This window comes from Phenylobacterium aquaticum, from assembly GCF_947378715.1.
GTDB classification, from domain to species: Bacteria; Pseudomonadota; Alphaproteobacteria; order Caulobacterales; family Caulobacteraceae; genus Phenylobacterium; species Phenylobacterium aquaticum_A.
Window position 1 is genome coordinate 1 of record NZ_CANCLE010000068.1, and the last position, 19,480, is coordinate 19,480.

The 19,480-nt window shown below is 68.3% G+C and carries 16 protein-coding genes and 1 pseudogene; 9 read left to right on the forward strand and 8 right to left on the reverse strand.

The window, feature by feature from the left end; all coding sequences use genetic code 11:
• Together Q7P21_RS10735 and Q7P21_RS10740 are read left to right on the forward strand one after the other, a co-directional pair.
• On the forward strand, window positions 1-213 hold a 213-nt coding region (locus Q7P21_RS10735; RefSeq protein ID WP_304177093.1), incomplete at its 5' end, for a phosphoribosyl-AMP cyclohydrolase.
• Window positions 210-836 (forward strand): LysE family translocator, encoded by a 627-nt coding sequence (locus Q7P21_RS10740; protein ID WP_304177098.1) that lies wholly within the window; start codon window positions 210-212, stop codon window positions 834-836. The genes Q7P21_RS10735 and Q7P21_RS10740, both read left to right, overlap by 4 nt.
• Here Q7P21_RS10740 and Q7P21_RS10745 read toward each other — a convergent pair.
• Entirely contained in the window at window positions 833-2,512 is a 1,680-nt protein-coding gene (locus Q7P21_RS10745; protein ID WP_304170706.1) for an alkaline phosphatase, read from the reverse strand. The genes Q7P21_RS10740 and Q7P21_RS10745 overlap by 4 nt on opposite strands.
• A gap of 105 nt (window positions 2,513-2,617) precedes the next feature.
• Here Q7P21_RS10745 and Q7P21_RS10750 point away from each other — a divergent pair, with 105 nt between their 5' ends.
• The gene (locus tag Q7P21_RS10750; protein WP_304177106.1) at window positions 2,618-3,649 is read left to right on the forward strand and encodes an RluA family pseudouridine synthase; all 1,032 of its coding nucleotides are present in this window, start codon (window positions 2,618-2,620) and stop codon (window positions 3,647-3,649) included.
• Between the two features lie 210 nt (window positions 3,650-3,859).
• Window positions 3,860-4,747, forward strand: coding sequence for an RNA polymerase sigma factor RpoH (rpoH, locus tag Q7P21_RS10755; protein WP_304170705.1), 888 nt, complete (start codon window positions 3,860-3,862; stop codon window positions 4,745-4,747).
• A gap of 129 nt (window positions 4,748-4,876) precedes the next feature.
• Here rpoH and Q7P21_RS10760 read toward each other — a convergent pair whose 3' ends face one another.
• On the reverse strand, window positions 4,877-5,671 hold the full coding sequence (locus tag Q7P21_RS10760) for a two-component system response regulator (protein ID WP_304170704.1): 795 nt from the start codon (window positions 5,669-5,671) through the stop codon (window positions 4,877-4,879).
• A 151-nt stretch (window positions 5,672-5,822) separates the two neighbouring features.
• Window positions 5,823-7,109 carry an adenylosuccinate synthase gene (locus tag Q7P21_RS10765; RefSeq protein ID WP_304170703.1) on the reverse strand — a complete coding sequence of 429 codons (1,287 nt, stop codon included), beginning with the start codon at window positions 7,107-7,109 and terminating at the stop codon, window positions 5,823-5,825.
• Between the two features lie 215 nt (window positions 7,110-7,324).
• Here Q7P21_RS10765 and Q7P21_RS10770 point away from each other — a divergent pair, with 215 nt between their 5' ends.
• Complete coding sequence (locus tag Q7P21_RS10770; protein WP_304170702.1) at window positions 7,325-7,744, forward strand: VOC family protein; 420 nt, start codon at window positions 7,325-7,327, stop codon at window positions 7,742-7,744.
• On the forward strand, window positions 7,741-8,724 hold the full coding sequence (locus Q7P21_RS10775) for a threonine/serine dehydratase (protein WP_304170701.1): 984 nt from the start codon (window positions 7,741-7,743) through the stop codon (window positions 8,722-8,724). Before Q7P21_RS10770 ends, Q7P21_RS10775 begins: the two co-directional genes overlap by 4 nt.
• Here Q7P21_RS10775 and Q7P21_RS10780 read toward each other — a convergent pair.
• The 4 genes from Q7P21_RS10780 to Q7P21_RS10795 form a co-directional block, all read right to left on the reverse strand.
• Window positions 8,721-9,671: a hypothetical protein gene (locus Q7P21_RS10780; protein ID WP_304177100.1), complete on the reverse strand. Its 951-nt coding sequence runs from the start codon at window positions 9,669-9,671 to the stop codon at window positions 8,721-8,723. The genes Q7P21_RS10775 and Q7P21_RS10780 overlap by 4 nt on opposite strands.
• A 65-nt stretch (window positions 9,672-9,736) precedes the next feature.
• Window positions 9,737-12,874, reverse strand: coding sequence for an efflux RND transporter permease subunit (locus Q7P21_RS10785; RefSeq protein ID WP_304177102.1), 3,138 nt, complete (start codon window positions 12,872-12,874; stop codon window positions 9,737-9,739).
• On the reverse strand, window positions 12,871-14,013 hold the full coding sequence (locus Q7P21_RS10790) for an efflux RND transporter periplasmic adaptor subunit (RefSeq protein ID WP_304170426.1): 1,143 nt from the start codon (window positions 14,011-14,013) through the stop codon (window positions 12,871-12,873). Before Q7P21_RS10790 ends, Q7P21_RS10785 begins: the two co-directional genes overlap by 4 nt.
• A gap of 2 nt (window positions 14,014-14,015) precedes the next feature.
• Window positions 14,016-15,455: an efflux transporter outer membrane subunit gene (locus Q7P21_RS10795; protein WP_304170435.1), complete on the reverse strand. Its 1,440-nt coding sequence runs from the start codon at window positions 15,453-15,455 to the stop codon at window positions 14,016-14,018.
• Between the two features lie 231 nt (window positions 15,456-15,686).
• Here Q7P21_RS10795 and Q7P21_RS10800 point away from each other — a divergent pair, with 231 nt between their 5' ends.
• Entirely contained in the window at window positions 15,687-17,342 is a 1,656-nt protein-coding gene (locus tag Q7P21_RS10800; protein WP_304177104.1) for a M28 family metallopeptidase, read from the forward strand.
• 10 nt (window positions 17,343-17,352) lie between these two features.
• Complete coding sequence (locus tag Q7P21_RS10805; RefSeq protein WP_304170450.1) at window positions 17,353-18,171, forward strand: DUF72 domain-containing protein; 819 nt, start codon at window positions 17,353-17,355, stop codon at window positions 18,169-18,171.
• Window positions 18,172-18,273: 102 nt separating this feature from the next.
• Here Q7P21_RS10805 and Q7P21_RS10810 read toward each other — a convergent pair whose 3' ends face one another.
• Window positions 18,274-18,561 carry an energy transducer TonB gene (locus Q7P21_RS10810; protein WP_304170455.1) on the reverse strand — a complete coding sequence of 96 codons (288 nt, stop codon included), beginning with the start codon at window positions 18,559-18,561 and terminating at the stop codon, window positions 18,274-18,276.
• Window positions 18,562-18,821: 260 nt separating this feature from the next.
• On the opposite strand from Q7P21_RS10810, the pseudogene Q7P21_RS10815 reads away from it, so the two are divergent.
• Window positions 18,822-19,480, forward strand: a pseudogene (locus tag Q7P21_RS10815) (methyl-accepting chemotaxis protein); the annotation flags it as partial.

The window sequence follows — 19,480 nt, forward strand, 5'->3', positions numbered from 1 at the left end:
GCGGTCTATTTCAGCCGGTCGCGAGACGAGATCTGGCACAAGGGCGCGACCTCGGGCCAGATCCAGAAGATCGTCGAGATGCGCATCGACTGCGACCAGGACTGCCTGTGGCTCAAGGTCCTGCCCCAGGGCGATGGCGGCGCCTGCCATGTGGGCTTCCGCTCCTGCTTCTATCGGGTCGTCGAGGACGGCAAGCTGGTGGAGAGACCATGACGATTGTTCAAGCGCTCACGGCCTTCACCCTGGCCGCGGCCCTGCTGACCCTGACGCCGGGGCTCGACACCGCGCTCGTGCTGCGCACCGCCGCCGTCGAGGGGCCGAGGCGGGCGGCCCTGGCCGGGATTGGCATCGTGCTGGGCTGCCTGGCCTGGGGCGCGGCGGCGGCGGTGGGTCTCGGCGCCCTGCTGGCGGCCTCGACGATCGCCTTCACCCTGCTCAAGTGGACGGGCGCCGCCTATCTGGTCTGGATGGGGATCGGCCTGATCCTCAAGCCGCGCAGCGCCTTCGACCTGGAGGCGCCCTCTGCAGCGCCCGCCAGCAGCCTGGCCTGGATGCGTCGAGGTCTGTTGACCAATCTGCTGAACCCCAAGGTCGGCGTCTTCTACGTCTCGTTCCTGCCCCAGTTCCTGCCGACCGGCGTGTCCCCTGGGCCGTTCATGTTTGGCCTCGCCGCCATTCACGCAGTGCTGGGGATCGCCTGGTTCGCCGCCCTGATCGCCGCCACCCAGCCCCTGGCCCGCGTGCTGAAGCGCGCCGCCGTGGTCCGCTGGCTGGACCGGCTGACTGGCGGCGTCTTTCTGGCCTTCGGGGTGCGGCTGGCGCTGGAACGCCGCTAGATCTCGGTGACCGCCGAGATCCCCCCCGGCTCCGGGGTCACCCTGAACGCCTTGTCGACCGCGACCGTGTAGTCGGGCGTGACGATGGACGAGACCTTGACCAGTTCGCCCCTCGCCTCGGTCGGGGTCAGGGTCAGCAGCACGAAGCCCTTGGCCGCCTGGTTGTTATAGACGACCTCCTTGTTGGCCTTTGCGTAGACCTCGCCCAGCGGCACGGTCGGCAGGGCGTCGCCGCCGCCGGGGCTGGTGATCCCCGTCGCGCCGAACTCGGCGGCCACCCGGGTCCCGCCGGCGTCATAGAGCTCATTGGCCCAGAAGGCGTGGCTGTCGCCGGAGACCACGATGGTCCGAGCCCCGGCCGCCTTGATCGCGGCATAGACCCGCTCGCGGTCCACCGGATAGCCGTCCCACATGTCCAGGCCATAGGGCAGGCCCAGGCTGGCGATCAGCTCCAGCCGCTCCATGCGCTGCTTGCCGGCCGCCGAGACCCCGGCCATGGCCTTGGCGTAGGCCGCCGGGTCGAGCTCCTTCTTGAAGCTGGCGACATTGACCCGGGCCATGATCACCTCATTGCCCAGCACCTGCCAGGTGCGGCCGGACTTCACCGAGCTGGCCAACTCGTCGGCCAGCCACTGCTCCTGGGCCTCGCCCATCATCCGGCGATAGGGGTCATAGAGCTTGGCGCGGAAGCCCTTGGCGTCGGGCTTGCCGTCGAGCCCCGGCAGGTCGCGATCATAGACCAGCTGCTTGTCGCGGGCCGTCAGCCGGGTCTCCAGCATGAACAGGCTGGCCAGGTCGCCGAAATGGAAGCTGCGGTTGATGGCGAAGCCGCCATCGGCCGGCTCGCGGATCGGCATCCACTCGAAATAGGCCTTGATCGCCCGGGCCTTGCGTTCGTCCCAGGGGCCCTCGTCGGCCGGGGTGTGGTTCTGGGCCCCGTCCTTGTAGCTGTCATTGGCGGTCTCGTGGTCGTCCCAGACCACGATCCAGGGCGCGCGGGCATGGGCCGCCTGCAGCATGGGATCGGTCTTGTACTGGGCGTGACGGCGCCGGTAGTCCTCGAGGCTTTCGCACTCGTGCGGCGGGTCGTGGGGCCGGAAATAGGCCACCTTGGAATCCATGCCGTAGGAGTCCGGTCCGCCATATTCGTAGATGTAGTCGCCGACGAACAGGACGGCGTCGACCCGGGGCAGGGCCGCGATCGCGCCATAGGCGTTGAAATAGCCATTCGGATAGAGCGCGCAGGAGGCGACCGCCAGCACCACCTCCTTGGTCGGCCCCTGGGGCAGGGTGCGGGTCTTGCCGCCGGGCGAGGCGACGCCATTGGCCTCGAACCAGAACGTATAGTCGCGACCGGCCCGCAGCCCCGTGACATCGACCTTCACGGTGAAATCCCGGCCCGGACCAGTGACCCCAGAGCCGGACTTGGCCAGCTTAGCCAGCCTGCGGCCCTTGCCCACCGGCTGCAGCCGCCAGCTATAGGCGATGTCCCCGGCATTGGGATCGGCCGGGGTGATCCGGGTCCACAGGATCACCCGGTCCTGCAAGGGATCGCCCGAGGCGACGCCGTGGCTGAAGGTCACGGCTCCAGCATAGGGCGCTGGCGTCTGGGCCAGCGCCGGACTGGCGACGCCGAGGCCGAGAAGGGCCAGGGCCCTGCGACGATCGATATTCATGCGTCCATCCCCTGCTCGCGCCCCTTCGGACGCCGTGCGATACACCGCACGTTCCCTAAGACGGGAGCATGATAGTTCGATGTTCAGCCAAGGCCACGTCCTCTGATCCCCCCGCCTTCCGATCTCGCGCTCGATGATGAAGAGACTGGCGATCCGGCTGCGGAAGACGGGGCCGGCGGCGAGACCCTGAGCCTGGCGCTCGGCGCCGACCAGGCCGGCGCGCGGCTGGACAAGACCCTGGCCGACCTGATCCCGGACCTGTCCCGCGCCCGGCTCCAGGCCCTGATCGCCCAAGGTCGTTTAACCTTGAACGGAAAGGTGCTGACCGACGCCTCGGCCAAGGCCCAGGCGGGAACCTATGACCTGGCCATCCCACCGCCGGAGCCGGCCCTGCCGCAGCCAGAGGCCATACCGATCAGGGTCGTGTATGAAGACGCCTATCTGATCATCGTCGACAAGCCGCCGGGCATGGCGGTCCACCCGGCGCCCGGGAGCGAGCGGGGCACCCTGGTCAATGCGCTGCTGCATCACTGCGGCGACAGCCTGGCCGGGATCGGCGGGGTGGCGCGGCCCGGCATCGTCCACCGGATCGACAAGAACACCTCCGGCCTGCTGGTGGTCGCCAAGACCGACGCCGCCCACCAGGGGCTGTCGGCCCTGTTCGCCGCCCACGACATCGACCGGGAATATGTCGCCCTGGTCCGCGGCGCCCCGCATCCCACGCGCGGGACCATCGCGACCCGGCTGGGCCGCTCCCAGGCGGATCGCAAGAAGATGGCGGTGCTGAAGACCGGCGGCCGCGAGGCCGTCACCCACTATGGGGTCGAGCGCGCCTTCGGGCCCCAGGACAAGCCCCTGGCCGCCCGGGTGGCCTGCCGGCTGGAGACTGGTCGCACCCATCAGATTCGCGTGCACATGGCCTCCAAGGGTTCGCCCTGCCTGGGGGATCCGGTCTATGGAGCCGGCGCGCCAGCCCAGGCCGTGCGGGACGCCATGGTCCAGGCGGGCCTGGCCCGCCAGGCCCTGCACGCCAGGGTCCTGGGCTTCGTCCATCCGATCACCGCAGAGGCCCTGAGGTTCGAGAGCGCCCTGCCGCCGGACATGGCCGACCTGGAAGCATTGCTCGCAGCCCTGTGAGAAAGACTGGGCGGCCGACGCCTTGATGGCGCCCCGATCCAGGTCTAGAAATACCTGAGTTGAGCACTCGGATTTTCGGGCCGTCCTCCCAGATGGGCCCTCTTACGCCGCCGCCGATCAATACCTATCTGAGGATTGGAGGGGGCGTACGGCCTCGCGCGGCTTGTCGCGCGCCGACCTGAAGTCCGCACGAGGGAAGGGGATAATTCCATGGCTGCGACCGCACTGTCGGTCATGTCGCCTGATGGCGGCCTGAGCCGGTATCTGACCGAAATTCGTAAGTTCCCCATGTTGGCCAAGGACGAAGAGTTCATGCTGGCCAAGGCGTGGAAGGAACATGAGGACCCCGAGGCGGCCCACCGCCTCGTGACCAGCCACCTGCGCCTGGTGGCCAAGATCGCCATGGGCTATCGCGGCTATGGCCTGCCGATCGGGGAAGTGATCTCCGAGGGCAATGTCGGCCTGATGCAGGCGGTGAAGAAGTTCGAGCCCGACAAGGGCTTCCGCCTGGCGACCTACGCCATGTGGTGGATCCGCGCCTCGATCCAGGAATACATCCTGCGCTCCTGGAGCCTGGTGAAAATGGGCACCACCGCCGCCCAGAAGAAGCTGTTCTTCAACCTCCGCAAGGCCAAGAGCGCCATCTCGGCCTTCCAGGAAGGCGACCTGCGCGCCGACCAGGTCAGCGAGATCGCCACCAAGCTGGGCGTGCTGGACGAAGAAGTGATCTCGATGAACCGCCGGCTGTCGGGCCCCGACGCCTCACTGAACGCGCCCCTGCGCGCCGACGGCGAGAGCGAGTGGCAGGACTGGCTGGAGGACACCGACGCGGTCAGCCAGGAGACCCAGGTCGCCGAGAGCCAGGAACGCACGATCCGCATGAGCCTGCTCGAGACGGCCATGACCGAGCTGTCCGACCGTGAACGTCACATCCTGACCGAACGTCGGCTGAAGGACGATCCGACCACCCTGGAAGAACTGGCCTCGCAATATGGCGTCAGCCGCGAGCGGGTCCGCCAGATTGAGGTCCGCGCCTTCGAGAAACTGCAGAAGTCCATGAAGGCCGCCGCCGAGGCCAAGCACCTCGTCGACGCCTGAACGATCTGAAGATCGATCGACTGCGCCCGCTGTTCCAGACCGGAGCGGCGGGCGTTTCGTGTCTGGCTGGAGCATTCCCCGAAAAGTGTGACGTACTTTTCGGATCAAGAAATGCTCTGACTTTTTGGTTTAGAGCATCACCGATTGCGGCTTGGCGCGGTTGGCGTCGTCGGCCGGAAGCCGCTCCAGCAACGGGGCGGCGAAGCCGGTGATCTCGGCGGGGTCGAGCACGCCGCGCTGGGCCGACGCCAGCAGGCAGCGCTGCAGGTCGGCCGCCTCGGTGGCCAGCGACATGTCGGAGATGTTCACCGCCACCCGCTGCAGGTCGCCGGCCTGGGCCCTGAGCGCGCGCATGGCCTGGGCGGGATCGCTGTCGAGGGCGGTCAGCGCCGCCTTGATGATCCGCAGAGCCTGCAGGATGCGCTGGGAATCGGTCGAGGCCTTGCTGTCGGAGCGACGCTTGAGCGGGCCGGTATAGTCGTCGGAATTGAAGCGCCTGCGGTCGGGGCCGATATATTGCACCGCCTCGACCCAGTCGCGCGGCCGCAAGGTCACGGCCTCCAGCCGGCGGACCAGCTCCTTGGCGGTATAGGGCTTGCGCAGGAATTCATGCACACCGGCGTCGCGGGCGGCCATGATCGACTGGGCGGTGGCGGTGGCGGTGACCACGATGATCGGCGCCTGGCGGCAGATCAGATCGCTGCGGCGGAATTTGCGCGCGAAGTCGACGCCGTCGGTGCCCGCGCCGTTCAGCTCCACGAAGATCAGCTGCGGGTCGACCTGGCCGGCCAGCTCCAGTCCGCGCTTGTTGGTGGAGGCGATATAGACCTCGCCATGGCTGATATTGCGCAGCAGGTCGCCGAGCAGCCGCGCGCTGGCGGGCGCCGGGTCGATGACCAGCACCTTGCGCAGCCGGGGGGCCATGCGCGCGATCAGCTTTGACTCATCGTTGAACACGAGGCGACCGGGGACCAAACCAACGAACTGAAGCCCCTAGTTAGGCCCCCGACCGTAAAGATCAGCTTGACGCAAGGGCGGCCGGGACGCCGTGCCGCGCCCCTCCACCCCGAGGGCTTCAGTCCTGGAACGGATCGCGGACCATGATGGTGTCGTCGCGCTGTGGGCTGGTGGAGACCATGGCGGCCGGCGCCCCGATCAGTTCCTCGACGCGGCGGACATATTTCACCGCGTTGGCGGGCAGATCCTTCCAGGAGGTGGCGCCGGCGGTGCTCTCGCTCCACCCCTCCATCTCCTCATAGATCGGCTCCAGCGCCGACTGGGCCTTCAGCCCGGCCGGCAGATAGTCGAAGGTCTTGTCGCCCAGCCTGTAGCCGACGCAGATCTTCAGCTTGGGCAGGCCATCCAGGATATCGAGCTTGGTCAGGGCGATACCGTCGATGCCGTTCAGAGCCACGGACTGGCGCACCAGCACCGCGTCGAACCAGCCGCAGCGGCGCGGCCGGCCGGTGACCACGCCGAACTCCTTGCCGACCGTGCCCAGGTGCTGGCCGATCTCGTCGAACAGCTCGGTGGGGAACGGCCCCTCGCCGACCCGGGTCGTATAGGCCTTGACGATCCCCAGCACGAAGCCCGGCCCCTTGGGCCCGAGGCCCGATCCGGCTGCGGCCTGGCCCGCCACGGTGTTGGACGAGGTCACATAAGGATAGGTGCCGTGGTCGACATCCAGCAGCGCGCCCTGGGCGCCTTCGAACAGCACCCGCTTGCCCGACTTCACCACCTCGTCCAGCAGCCGCCAGGCCGGCTGGGCGAAGGGCAGGATCTTGGGCGCGATGGCCTCCAGTTCCGCCAGCAGGCCGGCGGCGTCGAAGTCCGGCAGGCCTAGGCCTCGGCGCAAGGGGGTGTGGTGAGCCAGCAGCCGGTCGATCTTGGCCTCCAGGGCCTCGCGATCGGCCAGGTCCCCGACCCGGATGGCCCGGCGGCCGACCTTGTCCTCATAGGCCGGGCCAATGCCGCGCCCCGTGGTGCCGATCTTGTTGACCGCGGCGGCCTCGCGCGCCTGGTCCAGGTCGCGGTGCAGGGGCAGGATCAGGCAGGCGTTGTCGGCCACGACCAGCAGCTCTGGCGTGATCTTGATCCCCTGGGCGCCGATCTTGGCGATCTCTTCCAGGAGGTGCCAGGGATCGACCACCACGCCGTTGCCGATCACCGACAGCTTGCCTTGGACCACGCCGGAGGGCAGCAGCGAGAGCTTGTAGACCTGATTGCCCACCACCAGGGTGTGACCGGCGTTGTGGCCGCCCTGGAAGCGCACCACCACGTCGGCGCGGTTCGACAGCCAGTCGACCAGCTTGCCCTTACCCTCGTCGCCCCATTGAGCGCCGATCACAGTCACATTGGCCATCAGATACGATTCCGCAGCCTGCCGCGCGGGTCCAACCACGCCCTTCGACAGGCTCTCGGCGGGTGGACTTGATCGATTTTCGGTGACCACGCCGGGCCGCTCGGGCGCCTGGGTCGCAGTCAGCCGGTGTAGAGCCCGTGGCGCTTTCGCCGTCAAGTCCCGGCTTGCGCCCCGCCCCTCTCGCGCGGGGCCGGAGGCGGCGCTATGAGGAGATCATGACCCTGCCCCGCTTCCATCTGGCCTTCCCCGTCCGCGACCTCGCCGAGGCCCGCGTCTTCTATGGCGACCTGCTCGGCTGTCCCGAAGGCCGATCCAGCCCGGATTGGATCGACTTCGATTTCTACGGCCACCAGATCGTCGCCCACCTGTCCCCCGACGAGGCCGGCCACCGCAACACCAGCGCCGTCGACGGCGAGAACGTGCCGGTCCGCCACTTCGGCGCGATCCTCACCCTGCCCCAGTGGGAGGAGATGGCCGAAAGGCTGAAGGCCGCCGGAACCCGGTTCGTCATCGAACCCCAGATCCGCTTCAAGGGTCAGCCCGGGGAACAGGCGACCCTGTTCTTCCTCGACCCTTCCGGCAATGCGCTGGAGTTCAAGGCCTTCGCCGACGACGCCATGGTGTTCGCCAAATGAGCGTGGTCTTCGCCGATATCGAGGCCGCCGCCGGCCGGCTGAAGGGCCATGCGATCGAAACGCCGCTGATCGAAAGCCCGGCCCTGAACGAGCGGCTGGGCCTGCGCGTGCTGATCAAGCCCGAGACCCTGCAGAGGGTCGGAGCCTTCAAGTTTCGCGGCGCCTATAACCGCCTGTCGCAGCTCAGCGCCGAACAGCGCCGCGCCGGGGTGGTGGCCTTCTCCTCCGGCAATCACGCGCAAGGGGTGGCGCTGGCCGCCCGGCTGCTGGGCATGCCGGCCCTGATCGTCATGCCGGCCGACGCGCCCTCGGTGAAGGTCGAGGCGACGCGGGGCTATGGGGCGGAGATCAGGCTCTATGACCGGCTGACCGAGGACCGGGTGGCGATCGCCGCCGAGGCCGCCGCGATGCGCGGGGCCGTGGTGGTCCCGGCCTTTGACGATCCCGACATCATCGCCGGCCAAGGCACGGTCGGGCTGGAACTGGTCGCCCAGGCGCGCGCTCTGGGCTGCGAACTCGACCTGGTCATGGCGCCGGTCGGCGGCGGCGGACTGATGGCGGGGACCTCGCTGGCGGTGCGCGCCCTGTCGCCGGCGACCGAGATCGTCGGCGTCGAGCCGGCCGGCTTCGACGACACCGCCAAGTCGCTCAAGGCCGGCGCACGCCAGCTGTTGAAGCCCACCACCCGCTCGCTCTGCGACGCCCTGGAGACCCCCTCGCCCGGCGCGCTGACCTTCCCCATCCTGCAGATGACCCTGGCCGATATCGCCGTCGTCGATGACGCCGAGGTGGCGGAGGCGATGCGCTACGCCTTCCAGGTGCTGAAGTTGGTGGTCGAGCCCGGCGGCTCGGTCTGTCTGGCCGCCCTGCTGGCCGGCAAGGTCGCCCAGGCCAGGCCCGGGGCGACCGTGGGGCTGGTGCTGTCGGGCGGCAATGTCGATCCGGAGCTGTTCGCCCAGGTCCTTCGACACGAACTTTAGGCCTCGGCGGCAGGCTTTCCGGCCAGCTGGCGATAGATTTCGGCCAGGGGCGCGACGGTGATCGCGTGCAGGGCGGCGGCCATGACGGCATAGACCACCGTCCCGACCGCCAGCCAGGGTCCCAATACTGGCAGCCACACCGCCGGCGGATGGCTGAACAGGCCCTGGAGTTGGGCCTCCAGGCCCGTCAGTCCGCCGCTGACCCCGGCCGCCACCGCCACGATCATGACCACCATGACCAGGGCGACCTCCATCAGCAGCAGGATCGCCACCAGCCCGACCATCACCCCGAAGATCTTCCAGCCATGGCCCCGGGTCAGGGCCCAGGACTCCAGAAGCCGGAACCGGCGCTCAGTGAAGGTCATGGGCAGGGCCAGCGACAGACGCACCGCGCACCAGCCCAGCAGGATGGCGGCGATCAGGCAGGCGCCGAAGGTCGCGATCCCCGTCACCCCGTCGTCATTGCCGGAGGCGATCCGGATGGCCAGGACCGCGATGGCGCCGACGATCAGGGCGGCGATGGAGGCCAGGACGAACAGGCCCAGGGCCGCCGCCTGGGTGAGCATCATCCAGAGTTCGGCCCGCCCCAGGCGCAGATAGCCGAAGCCCTTGGCCTTGGGCTCCAGCACCGCCCGATAGACGGCGGCGTAGAGGATGCTGAGGCCCGCAAGTGACAGCGGCAGCTGCAACAGGCTGAAGGGCAGCATGCGGTTCTGCAGCGTCATCAGTTCGGCGGACTGTTGATCCGGCTCGATTCCCGCCACCGCGTCGTGGAACATCGGGCCATAGGCCGCCACCACGTCCGGCCACAACACCGCATAGGGCAGGATCTGGGGCGCCAGTCCCACCAGCAGCCAGGCCAGGGCCCAGGGCGCCAGCAGGCCCGGCCTTTGCCGCAGCAGCCTGAAGCCCGCCATCAGCGACGCACCGCCCGAAAAGCTCGCCATATCCGTTCCCCAGCTGATCGGGGGACCATAGACCGAGGTCAGGCCGCTTGAACAGCGACCCCGCCTCAGCCGACGGTGGGCTCGGGCTTCGCCTCGCGCGGGGTGATGATCCTGGCGAGCTTGGGCCGCAGCCAGGCCTCGAAGTCGTCCACGAACTCATACACCACCGGCACCAGGACCAGGGACAGCAGGGTCGAGGTGATCAGGCCGCCGATCACCGCCACGGCCATGGGCTGGCGGAACTCGGCGCCCTTCTCCAGGGCGAGCGCGGTGGGCAGCATACCGGCGGCCATGGCCATGGTGGTCATGACGATCGGCCGGGCCCGCTCGCGGCAGGCCTCCAGCAGCGCCTCGCGCTGGGGCACGCCCTCACGTTCGCGCTCGATGGCGTATTCGACCAGCAGGATCGAGTTCTTGGCGGCCAGGCCCATCAGCATCAGGAAGCCGATGAGCGAGGGAATGCTGAGCGACAGGTTGAAGATCAGCAGCCCCAGGAAGGCGCCGCCGAACGACAGCGGCAGGGCGGTCAGGATGACGCCCGGCTTGAAGAAGCTGCGGAACAGCAGCACCAGCACCCCGAAGATCATCAACACCCCGGAGATCAGGGCCAGGCCGAAGGAGCCGAACAGCTCGGCCATGGCTTCCAGCTGACCCGTCTGGGCCGGCCCCACGCCGGGGGGCAGATGTTTCATGATCGGCAGTTGCTGGATCGCCTTGACCGCCGGCCCCTGGACCGAGCCGTTGAGCTCGGCCTGGACGGTCTGCTGGCGCTTGCGGTTCAACCGGTTGATCTGGGACGGACCGGCCTGGAAGCTGATGTCGGCCACGGCGTCCAGCGTGGTCATGCCGCCCGCGGCGGTCGGCACGCGCAGGGCCTTGATCCGCTCCAGGTCGGCGCGGGCTTCGGCCGGCATGCGGATGCGGATCGGGATGCGGCGCTCACCGGCCGTCAATTTGGCCACATTGGCGTCGATGTCGCCGAGCGTCGCCACCCGGGCGATCTGGGCGATGGTGTCGACCGAGACGCCCAGGCGGGCGGCCTCGTCGGCGCGGGGACGGACCACCAGTTCAGGACCGGTCGGCGGCACGGACGGCCGGGGATCGGCGATGATCGGGATCGTCCGCATTTCCTTCTCGAGCTCGAGCGCCGCGCTCTGCAGCGCCACGGGATCGTCGCCGGTCAGCACCTGGGAGATGCCGGCGCCGCCCTGGAAGTCGAGGAAGGACACCCGCGCATCGGGAATCTCGCGCAGGTCCTGGCGGGTGGCGTTCTTGAGGTCGTTGCCGGTCATCGACCGCTTCTCGTTGAGCAGCACGATCACCGTGCCGTCGCGCAGGTCGCTGCCGCCGCCACCGCCGCCGAAGCCGGGGCCGCCGCTGGCCGCGGTGGAGCCGACCTGGGTGAACACGCCGCGCACGCCGGGACGACCTTCGAAGATCCGACTGACCCGCGAGGCGGTGTCCTCCATGGCCTTGGCCGAGGCGCCCGGCGGGCCCTGGATGTTCACATAGACATAGTCGGGGTCGCCGGCCGGCTGGAAGCCCTGGGGCAGCAGGGTGGCCAGGAACAGCGAGCCGACGAACATCACGCCGCCGGCGATACAGGCGATGATGCGGTGGTCGAGCGCCCATTCCAGGGCGTTGCGGTAGAAGCCCTCGAAGGGCTTGCGGGCATGGGCCTGCTTGGCGGGCTTCAGCAGATAGGCCGCCATCAGCGGGGTGAGCAGGCGGGCCACCACCAGGGAGAACAGGACGGCCACCGAGACGGTCAGGCCGAACTCGCGGAAGAACTGGCCGGCCATGCCCTTCATGAAGGACACCGGCGTGAACACCACCACAATGGCCATGGTCGTGGCCACGACCGCCAGGCCGATGGCGTCCGCGCCGATCATCGAGGCCTCATAGGGCCGCATGCCCTGGGCCACGCGCTTCTCGATGTTCTCGATCTCGACGATGGCGTCATCAACCAGGATGCCGATCACCAGGGTCAGCGCCAGCAGGGTCACGACATTCAGCGAGAAGCCCATCAGGCTCATGATGAAGAAGGTCGGGATCAGCGACACGGGCATGGCGAAGGCGGTGATCATGGTCGAGCGCCAGTCGCGCAGGAACAGGAACACCACCAGGGCGGCCAGGATCATGCCTTCCAGCAGCACGTGCTCGGTGGCGCGGAACGAGGCGCGGGTCTCGTCGACCGACGAGAAGATCCGCGTGAATTTCACGCCCGGCCGGGTTTTTTCCAGCTTGGCGAGCGCCTTGATCACCCCGTCATCGACCACCACGTCGCTGGAGTCGCGGGTCTTCATCACCTGGAAGCCGACCACCGGGCGGTTGTTCAGCCGGGCGAAGCCGCGCACTTCGGACGAGCCGTCGCCGACCTCGGCGATATCGGTCAGCTTCACATAGCGGCCTGATCCGGTGGGGATGGTGAGCGCGCGCAGCGCGTCCAGGGTGTTGACGGCGCCCAGAATCCGCAGGGTCTGTTCGCGACCGCCCACCTGGGCCCGGCCGCCGGCCGCGTCGAGGTCGAAGCCGCGCAGGGCGGTGTTGACAGACGCGGCGGTCAGGCCTCGCGCCGCCAGTTTGTCGGGGTCGATGAGGACATTGATCTCGCGGTTCACCCCGCCGACCCGGGAGATCTGCGAGACCCCCTTGGCCGCCTGCAGGCTGCGCGAGACGGTGTCGTCGATGAACCAGGACAGCTCGGTGTCGGACATGGCCGGCGCCTCGACCGCGTAGGTCAGGATCGGCTGGCTGTCCAACTCCACCCGGGTGACCGTCGGCTGGTCGATGCCCTGGGGCAGCACGGCGCGCGTCTGTTCCACGCGGGAGCGCACGTCATCGGTCTTCTTCTGGAGATCTTCGCCGAGCTCGAACTCGATATTGGTGGTCGAGACGCCCTGGGAGACCGTCGAATAGATGTTCTTGGCGTTGGAGATACCGGCCATGGCGTCCTCGATCGGACGCGTGATCTGGGTCTCCATCTCCGACGGCGCGGCGCCGTTCTGGGTGACGGTCACCGAGACCATCGGGAACTGGACGTTCGGGAACTGCTTGATCGGCAGGCCGGTGTAGGAAACCATCCCGGCCAGGATCAGGGCGATGAACAGCACCGCCACCGGCACCGGATTCTGGATCGCCCAGGCCGAGATGCGGAACCCGCCGCCCTGCGACTGGCCGGCATAGGGATCGTGGTGGCTCATCGTTGAGCGCTCGCGGGCTGGGCGGCCTCACCAACCACGGGACGGATCAGGTCGCCATCCAGCAGGAAGGCCGCGGCGTTCTGCACGACCAGGGCGCCGGCCGGCGGGCCCTTGGTCAGGGCGACCAGACCGCCACCCCGGGCGCCGGTCTGCACCACCACCCGCTTGACGCGGTTGTTGGCGTCGACGGTCATGACACTGGCGCCGTCGGCGTCATAGCGCACCGCGGTCTCGGGCACGGCCAGGCTCTGGCCGGCGGCGTCCTGGAACAGGGCGCGGCCGAAGCCGCCGGAACGGATGTCGGAGCGCACCGGCAAGCTGATGCGGACGGAACCGAGCTTGGTCTGGGTGTTCACCTGGGGGGAGACCAGTCGCACCGTGCCCTCGGCGCTGGAGCCGGTCGGCAGGATCACCGTCACATGCTGGCCGGGGCGGACCCGGGCGACGTCTTCCTCGGACAGTTCCGCCTTCAGCTCGATCTGGCCGCCCTGGGCGATGCGGTACCAGGGGGTGGCGCTGGCCGCCGACAGGTCGCCGGGGCGGACATTGCGTTCCAGAACCAGGCCAGAGACCGGCGCCGAGACCGACAGCTTGCCGGACCGGGTCGAGATGTCCTTCAGCGCGGCGGCCTGGGCGTTGGCGGTGGCGCGGGCGGCGCGGGCCTGGAAGCGGCGCTGGTCGAGCGCCTCCTGCGAGAGCACGCCCTGGCCGTCGAGACCGTTGACGCGATTGGCCTGGGCCTCGGCCTGCTCGGCCTGGACGGCGGCCTGGGCGGCGAGCGCCCGCTGCTGGTCGAGCTGGGCCGAGATCAGGGCGCCGTCGAGCTGCACCAGGGTCTGGCCGGCATGGACATAGGTCCCCTCGTCGACCAGCACCCTGGCCACCCGATAACCGGTGACCTCCGGCAGGACGGCGGCCTCCTCGCGGGGCTGCAGGACGCCGGTGGCGGCCAGGGCCCCATTGATCGGCTGGGCTTCGATCCGGACCACGCGAACGGCGCGGGCCCGCTGGGCTTCGGTCTCCTTGACCTGGGCCTTGCGGCCGCAGCCGGCCAGGGGGCCGGCCGCGAGGGCGACGGCCAGGACCACCCCAAGCGTGAGCCTGGCGTTCGGGGCGAGGGGAAGGGAAGATCTCGTCACGTCTAGCGTGCCTCTTTCAGAGTGCGCACGGTGGAGGACGGCCAGCCGCCTCCCAGCGCCTTGTAGGTTTGCACCGCCCGGCGCAGGGCCTGGACCTGGGCGGCGGTGAGTTGGGACCGGACCGAGCGCCAGGACTGTTCGGCGCTGAGCGCGCTCGACAGATCGTCGAGGCCGGCGGCGTAACGGACGCGGGAGGCCTCATAGGCCCGTCCGGCCCGGCGTTCTCCGCCGCTCAATTCGTCCACCCGACGCCGGTCGGAGTCGAGGCGGACGAGGGCGTTATCGGCTTCGCCATAGGCGGTCTGCACCGCCTTCTCATAGGCGATGACCGCCTGTTCGGTGCGGGCGTCCTGGGTCTTCAGATCGACCAGCAGCTTGGGGATCGACAGGATCGGCTGCGACACCGCCGCCCCGATCGACCAGTTGCGGGTGCCGGAGGAATAGCCCGGCTGCTCGCTCTTGGAGAGGCCGATCCCGGGGGTCAGGGTAAAGGTCGGGAAGAAGGCCAGGCGGGCGTAGTCCTTGCGGCCGGCGGCGGACATCACCTTGGCCTCGGCCTCGCGCACATCGGGCCGGCGGGCCAGCAGGGCGCCCGGGATCGAGACCGGAACCTCCGGGATCACGCCCACCGTGGCGTCGACCGGAAGATTGGCAAGGGGCTCGGCGCCGCGGCCGACCAGCACCAGCAGGGTGCGGCGTGTGGCCTTGAGTTCGGCCTCCAGGCTGGCGACCTGGGCCGCAGCTTGCGAGAGGTCGCCGGCCACGCGGTCGGCGTCGGCGCTGGAGCCCAGGCCCCGCTGGGCCTTTATATCGGCGACGTTCTGCAGGGCCTGCTCGATGCGCAGGGTCTGGCGGGCGTCTTCCAGCTGGATGGCCAGGCCCCGGGCCTGGAAATAGGTGTCGGCCACATTGGCGGCCAGGCTGGCGCGGGTGCTCTCATAGTCGAACCGCGCGGCGGCGGTGTCCCCCCGCGCGGCCTTGGCCACCGCGAAGATCCGGCCAAACAGATCGACCTCCCAGCTGACGTTCAAGCTGGCGCTGTCGGCGGTGCTCTTCCCGTTGGAGGAGAAGCCCGGGATATTGATCACCGTACCCGAGGTCTGGGTGGTGTGGGTTTCCTTGGTCGAGCCCTTGGCGTCGCCTTGGGGCAGGAAGGCGATCAGGGCGCTGGAAGCCGTGACCCGGGCCTCGGCCAGGCGCGCGGCGGCGGCGCGGGCGTCAGGGCTGGCCTTCAGGGCCTGGTCGATCAGCCCGGTGAGTTCGGCGTCTCCGAACTGGGTCCACCAGACATCCAGCGCCGCTGCGGGCGGCGCGGCCGCGTCAGCCGCCTGGGCGGCTTCGAAGGCGGCAGGCAACCGCGTGTCGGGCTTGCGCGCCGAAGCGCATCCGCCCAGCGTGAGGCAGGCCATTCCGGCGACGATAAAGGCTTGCGGACGCATCATCTCTTCTTCGTGGTGGGACCGCGAATCGCCACCGATCATATCGGCTTTGGGGAGGCGCGACGCGGACCTGCTCGTCGGCTCCCAGAACACGGGTAGGCGACGCCAGAATTGCAGGACAGATACAAATCTAACCATGGCGCGAAAGCGTGGCCTTCGCGCCGCACGTCCCTAGCCGAGCCGGATGCGAATGACTAGGCTCAGCGCAATATACGTCCCCCATTGAGTGTGCACATGAAACGAATTCTGCTGGCGACCGCCTGCGCCTGGGCCATTTTCGCCCAGCCCACCTTCGCCGCCCCCGGCGATATCGACCCCGCCCTGCTGGCCGACCATATCAAGGTCCTGTCCTCCGACGCCTTCGAGGGCCGTGGCCCCGCGACGCCCGGCGAGACCAAGACCGTCCAGTTCATGACCGAGCAGTTCAAGGCCGTCGGCCTGCAGCCCGGCGGCGACCTGAAGGACGGCAAGCGCGCCTGGACCCAGGACGTGCCGCTGGCCAAGTTCGACATCATCGGCCCGATCTCCGTGGGCGTGAAGATCGCCGGCCAGACCCAGGCCTGGACGCAAGGCGAACAGATCGCCATCCGCGCGGCCGAGACCGGCGCCGACCATGTCACCCTCAAGGACGCGCCCGTGGTGTTCGTGGGCTATGGCGTGAAGGCGCCGGAGCGCAATTGGGACGACTTCAAGGGCGTCGACCTGAAGGGCAAGATCGTGCTGGTCCTGGTCAATGACCCCGACTTCGAGACCGGAAGCGGTGATTTCGGCGGCAAGGCCATGACCTATTACGGCCGCTGGACCTACAAGTACGAGGAGGCCGCCCGCCAGGGCGCCGCCGGCTTCATCGTCATCCATGAGACCGCCCCGGCCTCCTACGGCTGGAACACGGTCAAGAACTCCAACACCAACACCGTCTTCGACATCATCCGCGCGGACCCGACCAAGAGCCATGCGCCGGTCGAGGCCTGGATCCAGCGTGACGTCACCGTCGACCTGTTCAAGGCCGCCGGCCTCGACTTCGAGGCCCTGAAGAAACAGGCCCAGACCCGCGACTTCAAGCCGGTCACCCTGACCGGCGTGACCTTCTCCGCCGACTACGCGGTCAAGGCCGAGAAGATCGTCTCCAAGAACATCGTCGGCATCCTGCCCGGGACCAAGCGTCCGAACGAGACGGTGATCTACACCGCCCATTGGGACCACCTGGGGGTCGGCCTGCCGGACGCCAAGGGCGACAAGATCTATAACGGCGCGCTCGACAACGCTTCGGGCTCCTCGATGCTGATCGAGATGGCCCGCCAGTTCGCCATGGCCCCGCGCACCGACCGCTCGGTGGTGTTCCTGTCTGTGACCGCCGAGGAGAAGGGCCTGCTGGGCTCGGAATATTACGCCGCCAACCCGCTCTATCCCCTGGCCGCCACGGTCGGCGACATCAATATGGATGGCATAGCGGCCAACGGCCCGGCCAAGGACTTCACCACCTCCGGCGACGCCCCCCTGACCCTGCAGGACGACCTGATCGCCATCGGCCAGGCCCATGGCCGCAGCTACAGCCCCGACCCGCGTCCGGGCGCCGGCAGCTTCTTCCGCTCCGACCACTTCCCCTTCGCCAAGCGCGGGGTCCCGGCCCTGTCGTTCGGCGCCGGCCAGGACCTGGTCAATGGCGGCAAGGTCCGGGGCGAGGCCCTGGCCAAGGCCTTTGTCGCCGATCGCTATCACCAGCCCGCCGATGAATATTCCCCCGACTGGGACCTGACGGGCGCGAGCCTCGACGGCGCCCTGCTCTATGCGCTGGGGCTGCGGCTGGCCAATTCCGACGAATGGCCGGAGTGGAAGGCGGGCTCGGAGTTCAAGGCCGAGCGCGACAAGACCTCAAGCGCGCGCAAATAGGGAATCTGGCATGGCGCAGGCTGCAGGCAAGGCCGCGGTGATCCGCTCCGGCATGGGCGGGTTCACCTTCGAACCCTGGCGCGGCGCCTTCTATCCCGCCGGGCTGAGGCAGGCCGACGAGCTCGCCTACGCCACGCGCCATGTCACCTCGATCGAGATCAACGGCACCTACTATTCCAGCCAGAAGCCGGAGACCTTCGCCAAATGGGCGGCGACGGCTCCGGAGGGCTTCGTCTTCGCGCTGAAGGCCTCGCGGTTCTGCACCAACCGAAAGGTTCTGGCCCAGGGCGCGGACTCGATCGGCAAGTTCCTGGGCCAGGGTCTGGTCGAGCTGGGCGACAAGCTGGGGCCGATCCTCTGGCAGTTCATGGCCACCAAGGCCTTTGACCCGGTCGACTTCGAGGCCTTCCTCGATCTGCTGCCGGCGTCTCAGGACGGCGTGGCCCTGCGCCACTGCGTCGAAGTCCGCCACGCCAGCTTCTTCGATCCGGCCTTCATCGCCATGTGCCGGGCCCGGGGGGTGGCGATCAGCCTGTCGCAGAATGAGGGCGCGCCGTTCATTCCCGACCTCACCGCCGACTTCGCCTATGCCCGGCTGATGGCCGGCTCCGACGAGATCGAGACCTGCTATCCGGCCGCCGACCTGGATCTCTGGGCCAGACGCTTCGGCGACTACGCCCAGGGTCAGGTTCCCGCCGACCTGACGCCAGTGTCGTCCCAGCCGCCGTCAGCGGGGCCGCGCGATGTGTTCGCCTACTTCATCCGCGAGGGAAAGGTTCGGGCGCCCGCCGGGGCCATGGCCCTGCTGCAGCGGGTTCGCCAGGACTAGCCGCGACGGAATGTCGCACATCGCCCTCGCGCACAGCAAAACGCCCCCAGCCGTGAGGCTGGGGGCGTGCTTGTATAAGAACAGAGGTTCTTTAGCCGAGGCTTAGCCGCCGCCGGGGAAGCGCATCGGAACCTTCACGGTCCCGGTCTTCGAGCCCATCGGCAACGCGTCGGCGACGCACAGGGCCGCCTTGTCGAAGCCTTTGTTCGGCGCGCTGTTTTCCAGCACCTTGCATTCGGTCAGCTTGCCGCTGTCAGCGGTGCATTCCAGCATGACGACCGCCGAGTCCCGCGTATTCGCGTTCTTCGTCAGGCACTTGCCCATGGTCTCGTCGAAGGATCCAGCCATCGCCTGATTGGCGAAGGCCAGAGCCAGGGCGCAACCGCCCATGATCTTGATGATATTCCGCATAGCCCCACTCCTTTCTAGATTTGAGCTGATGGGAATGTCGCGAATTCAGGTTAAGAGAGTCTGAGCCAGCGCAACATAACAGTGTGCGATGAACGGCTAGAGCGAGCCCCAGCGGCCAGAGTCTCTATGAATCGGGACCGGCGAGAAATCTTCACCAACCCCATTCCGGTGACAATTGGTTAGCAACCTCGCGTCATGGTGACCGCGACGCTAACCGTGATTAAACGGGGGGAATTCGAGTGAACCGCCTTCGGCTCGTGGATACGCCGCTGATCATGAAGATCGGCTTCGCGCCCGCCTTCGCCCTGGTGATGTTGGCCTGCCTGGCCACCGGAGCGATCATCCTGCAACGCGGCCAAGCCGCGGAATTGAAGCAGGTTGTTCAGGTGGACATGCCCAACAGCCTGCGAATGCAGAAAGTCTCGGAACGGATTACCGCCGTCCATGGCCAGCTGTATTTCCTGCTGACCCACCAGGGTGCGTCGATCGACACCGCCAATATCGGCAATGATAGCCAGGCGCTGCTGACCGAGATCGACTCCATCTCCAAGGAGGTCCAGGCGGCGCGCGCCGTGGCCCCCGAGGACCAGAAGAAGTCCTATGACGATCTGCTCAAGGACCTGAAGAACACCCGCGACGCCCTCGACGTGATCTGCGCCATGATCACCACCGACTTCGGCACCGCCGCCGGCTTCGCCGCCCCCTTCGAGGAGGAGTACGGCAAGATGAGCGCCCTGCTCCACCAGATCGTGCAGGCGGGCCAGACCCACACCGACGCCGCCGCCGCCGACAGCGCCAAGCGCGCCGCAGCCGCCCAGACCGCCACCGTGCTCAGCGCCCTGGCCACCCTGGTCATCGCCGGCGCCCTGGCCCTGATGCTGACCCTGACCCTGCGTCG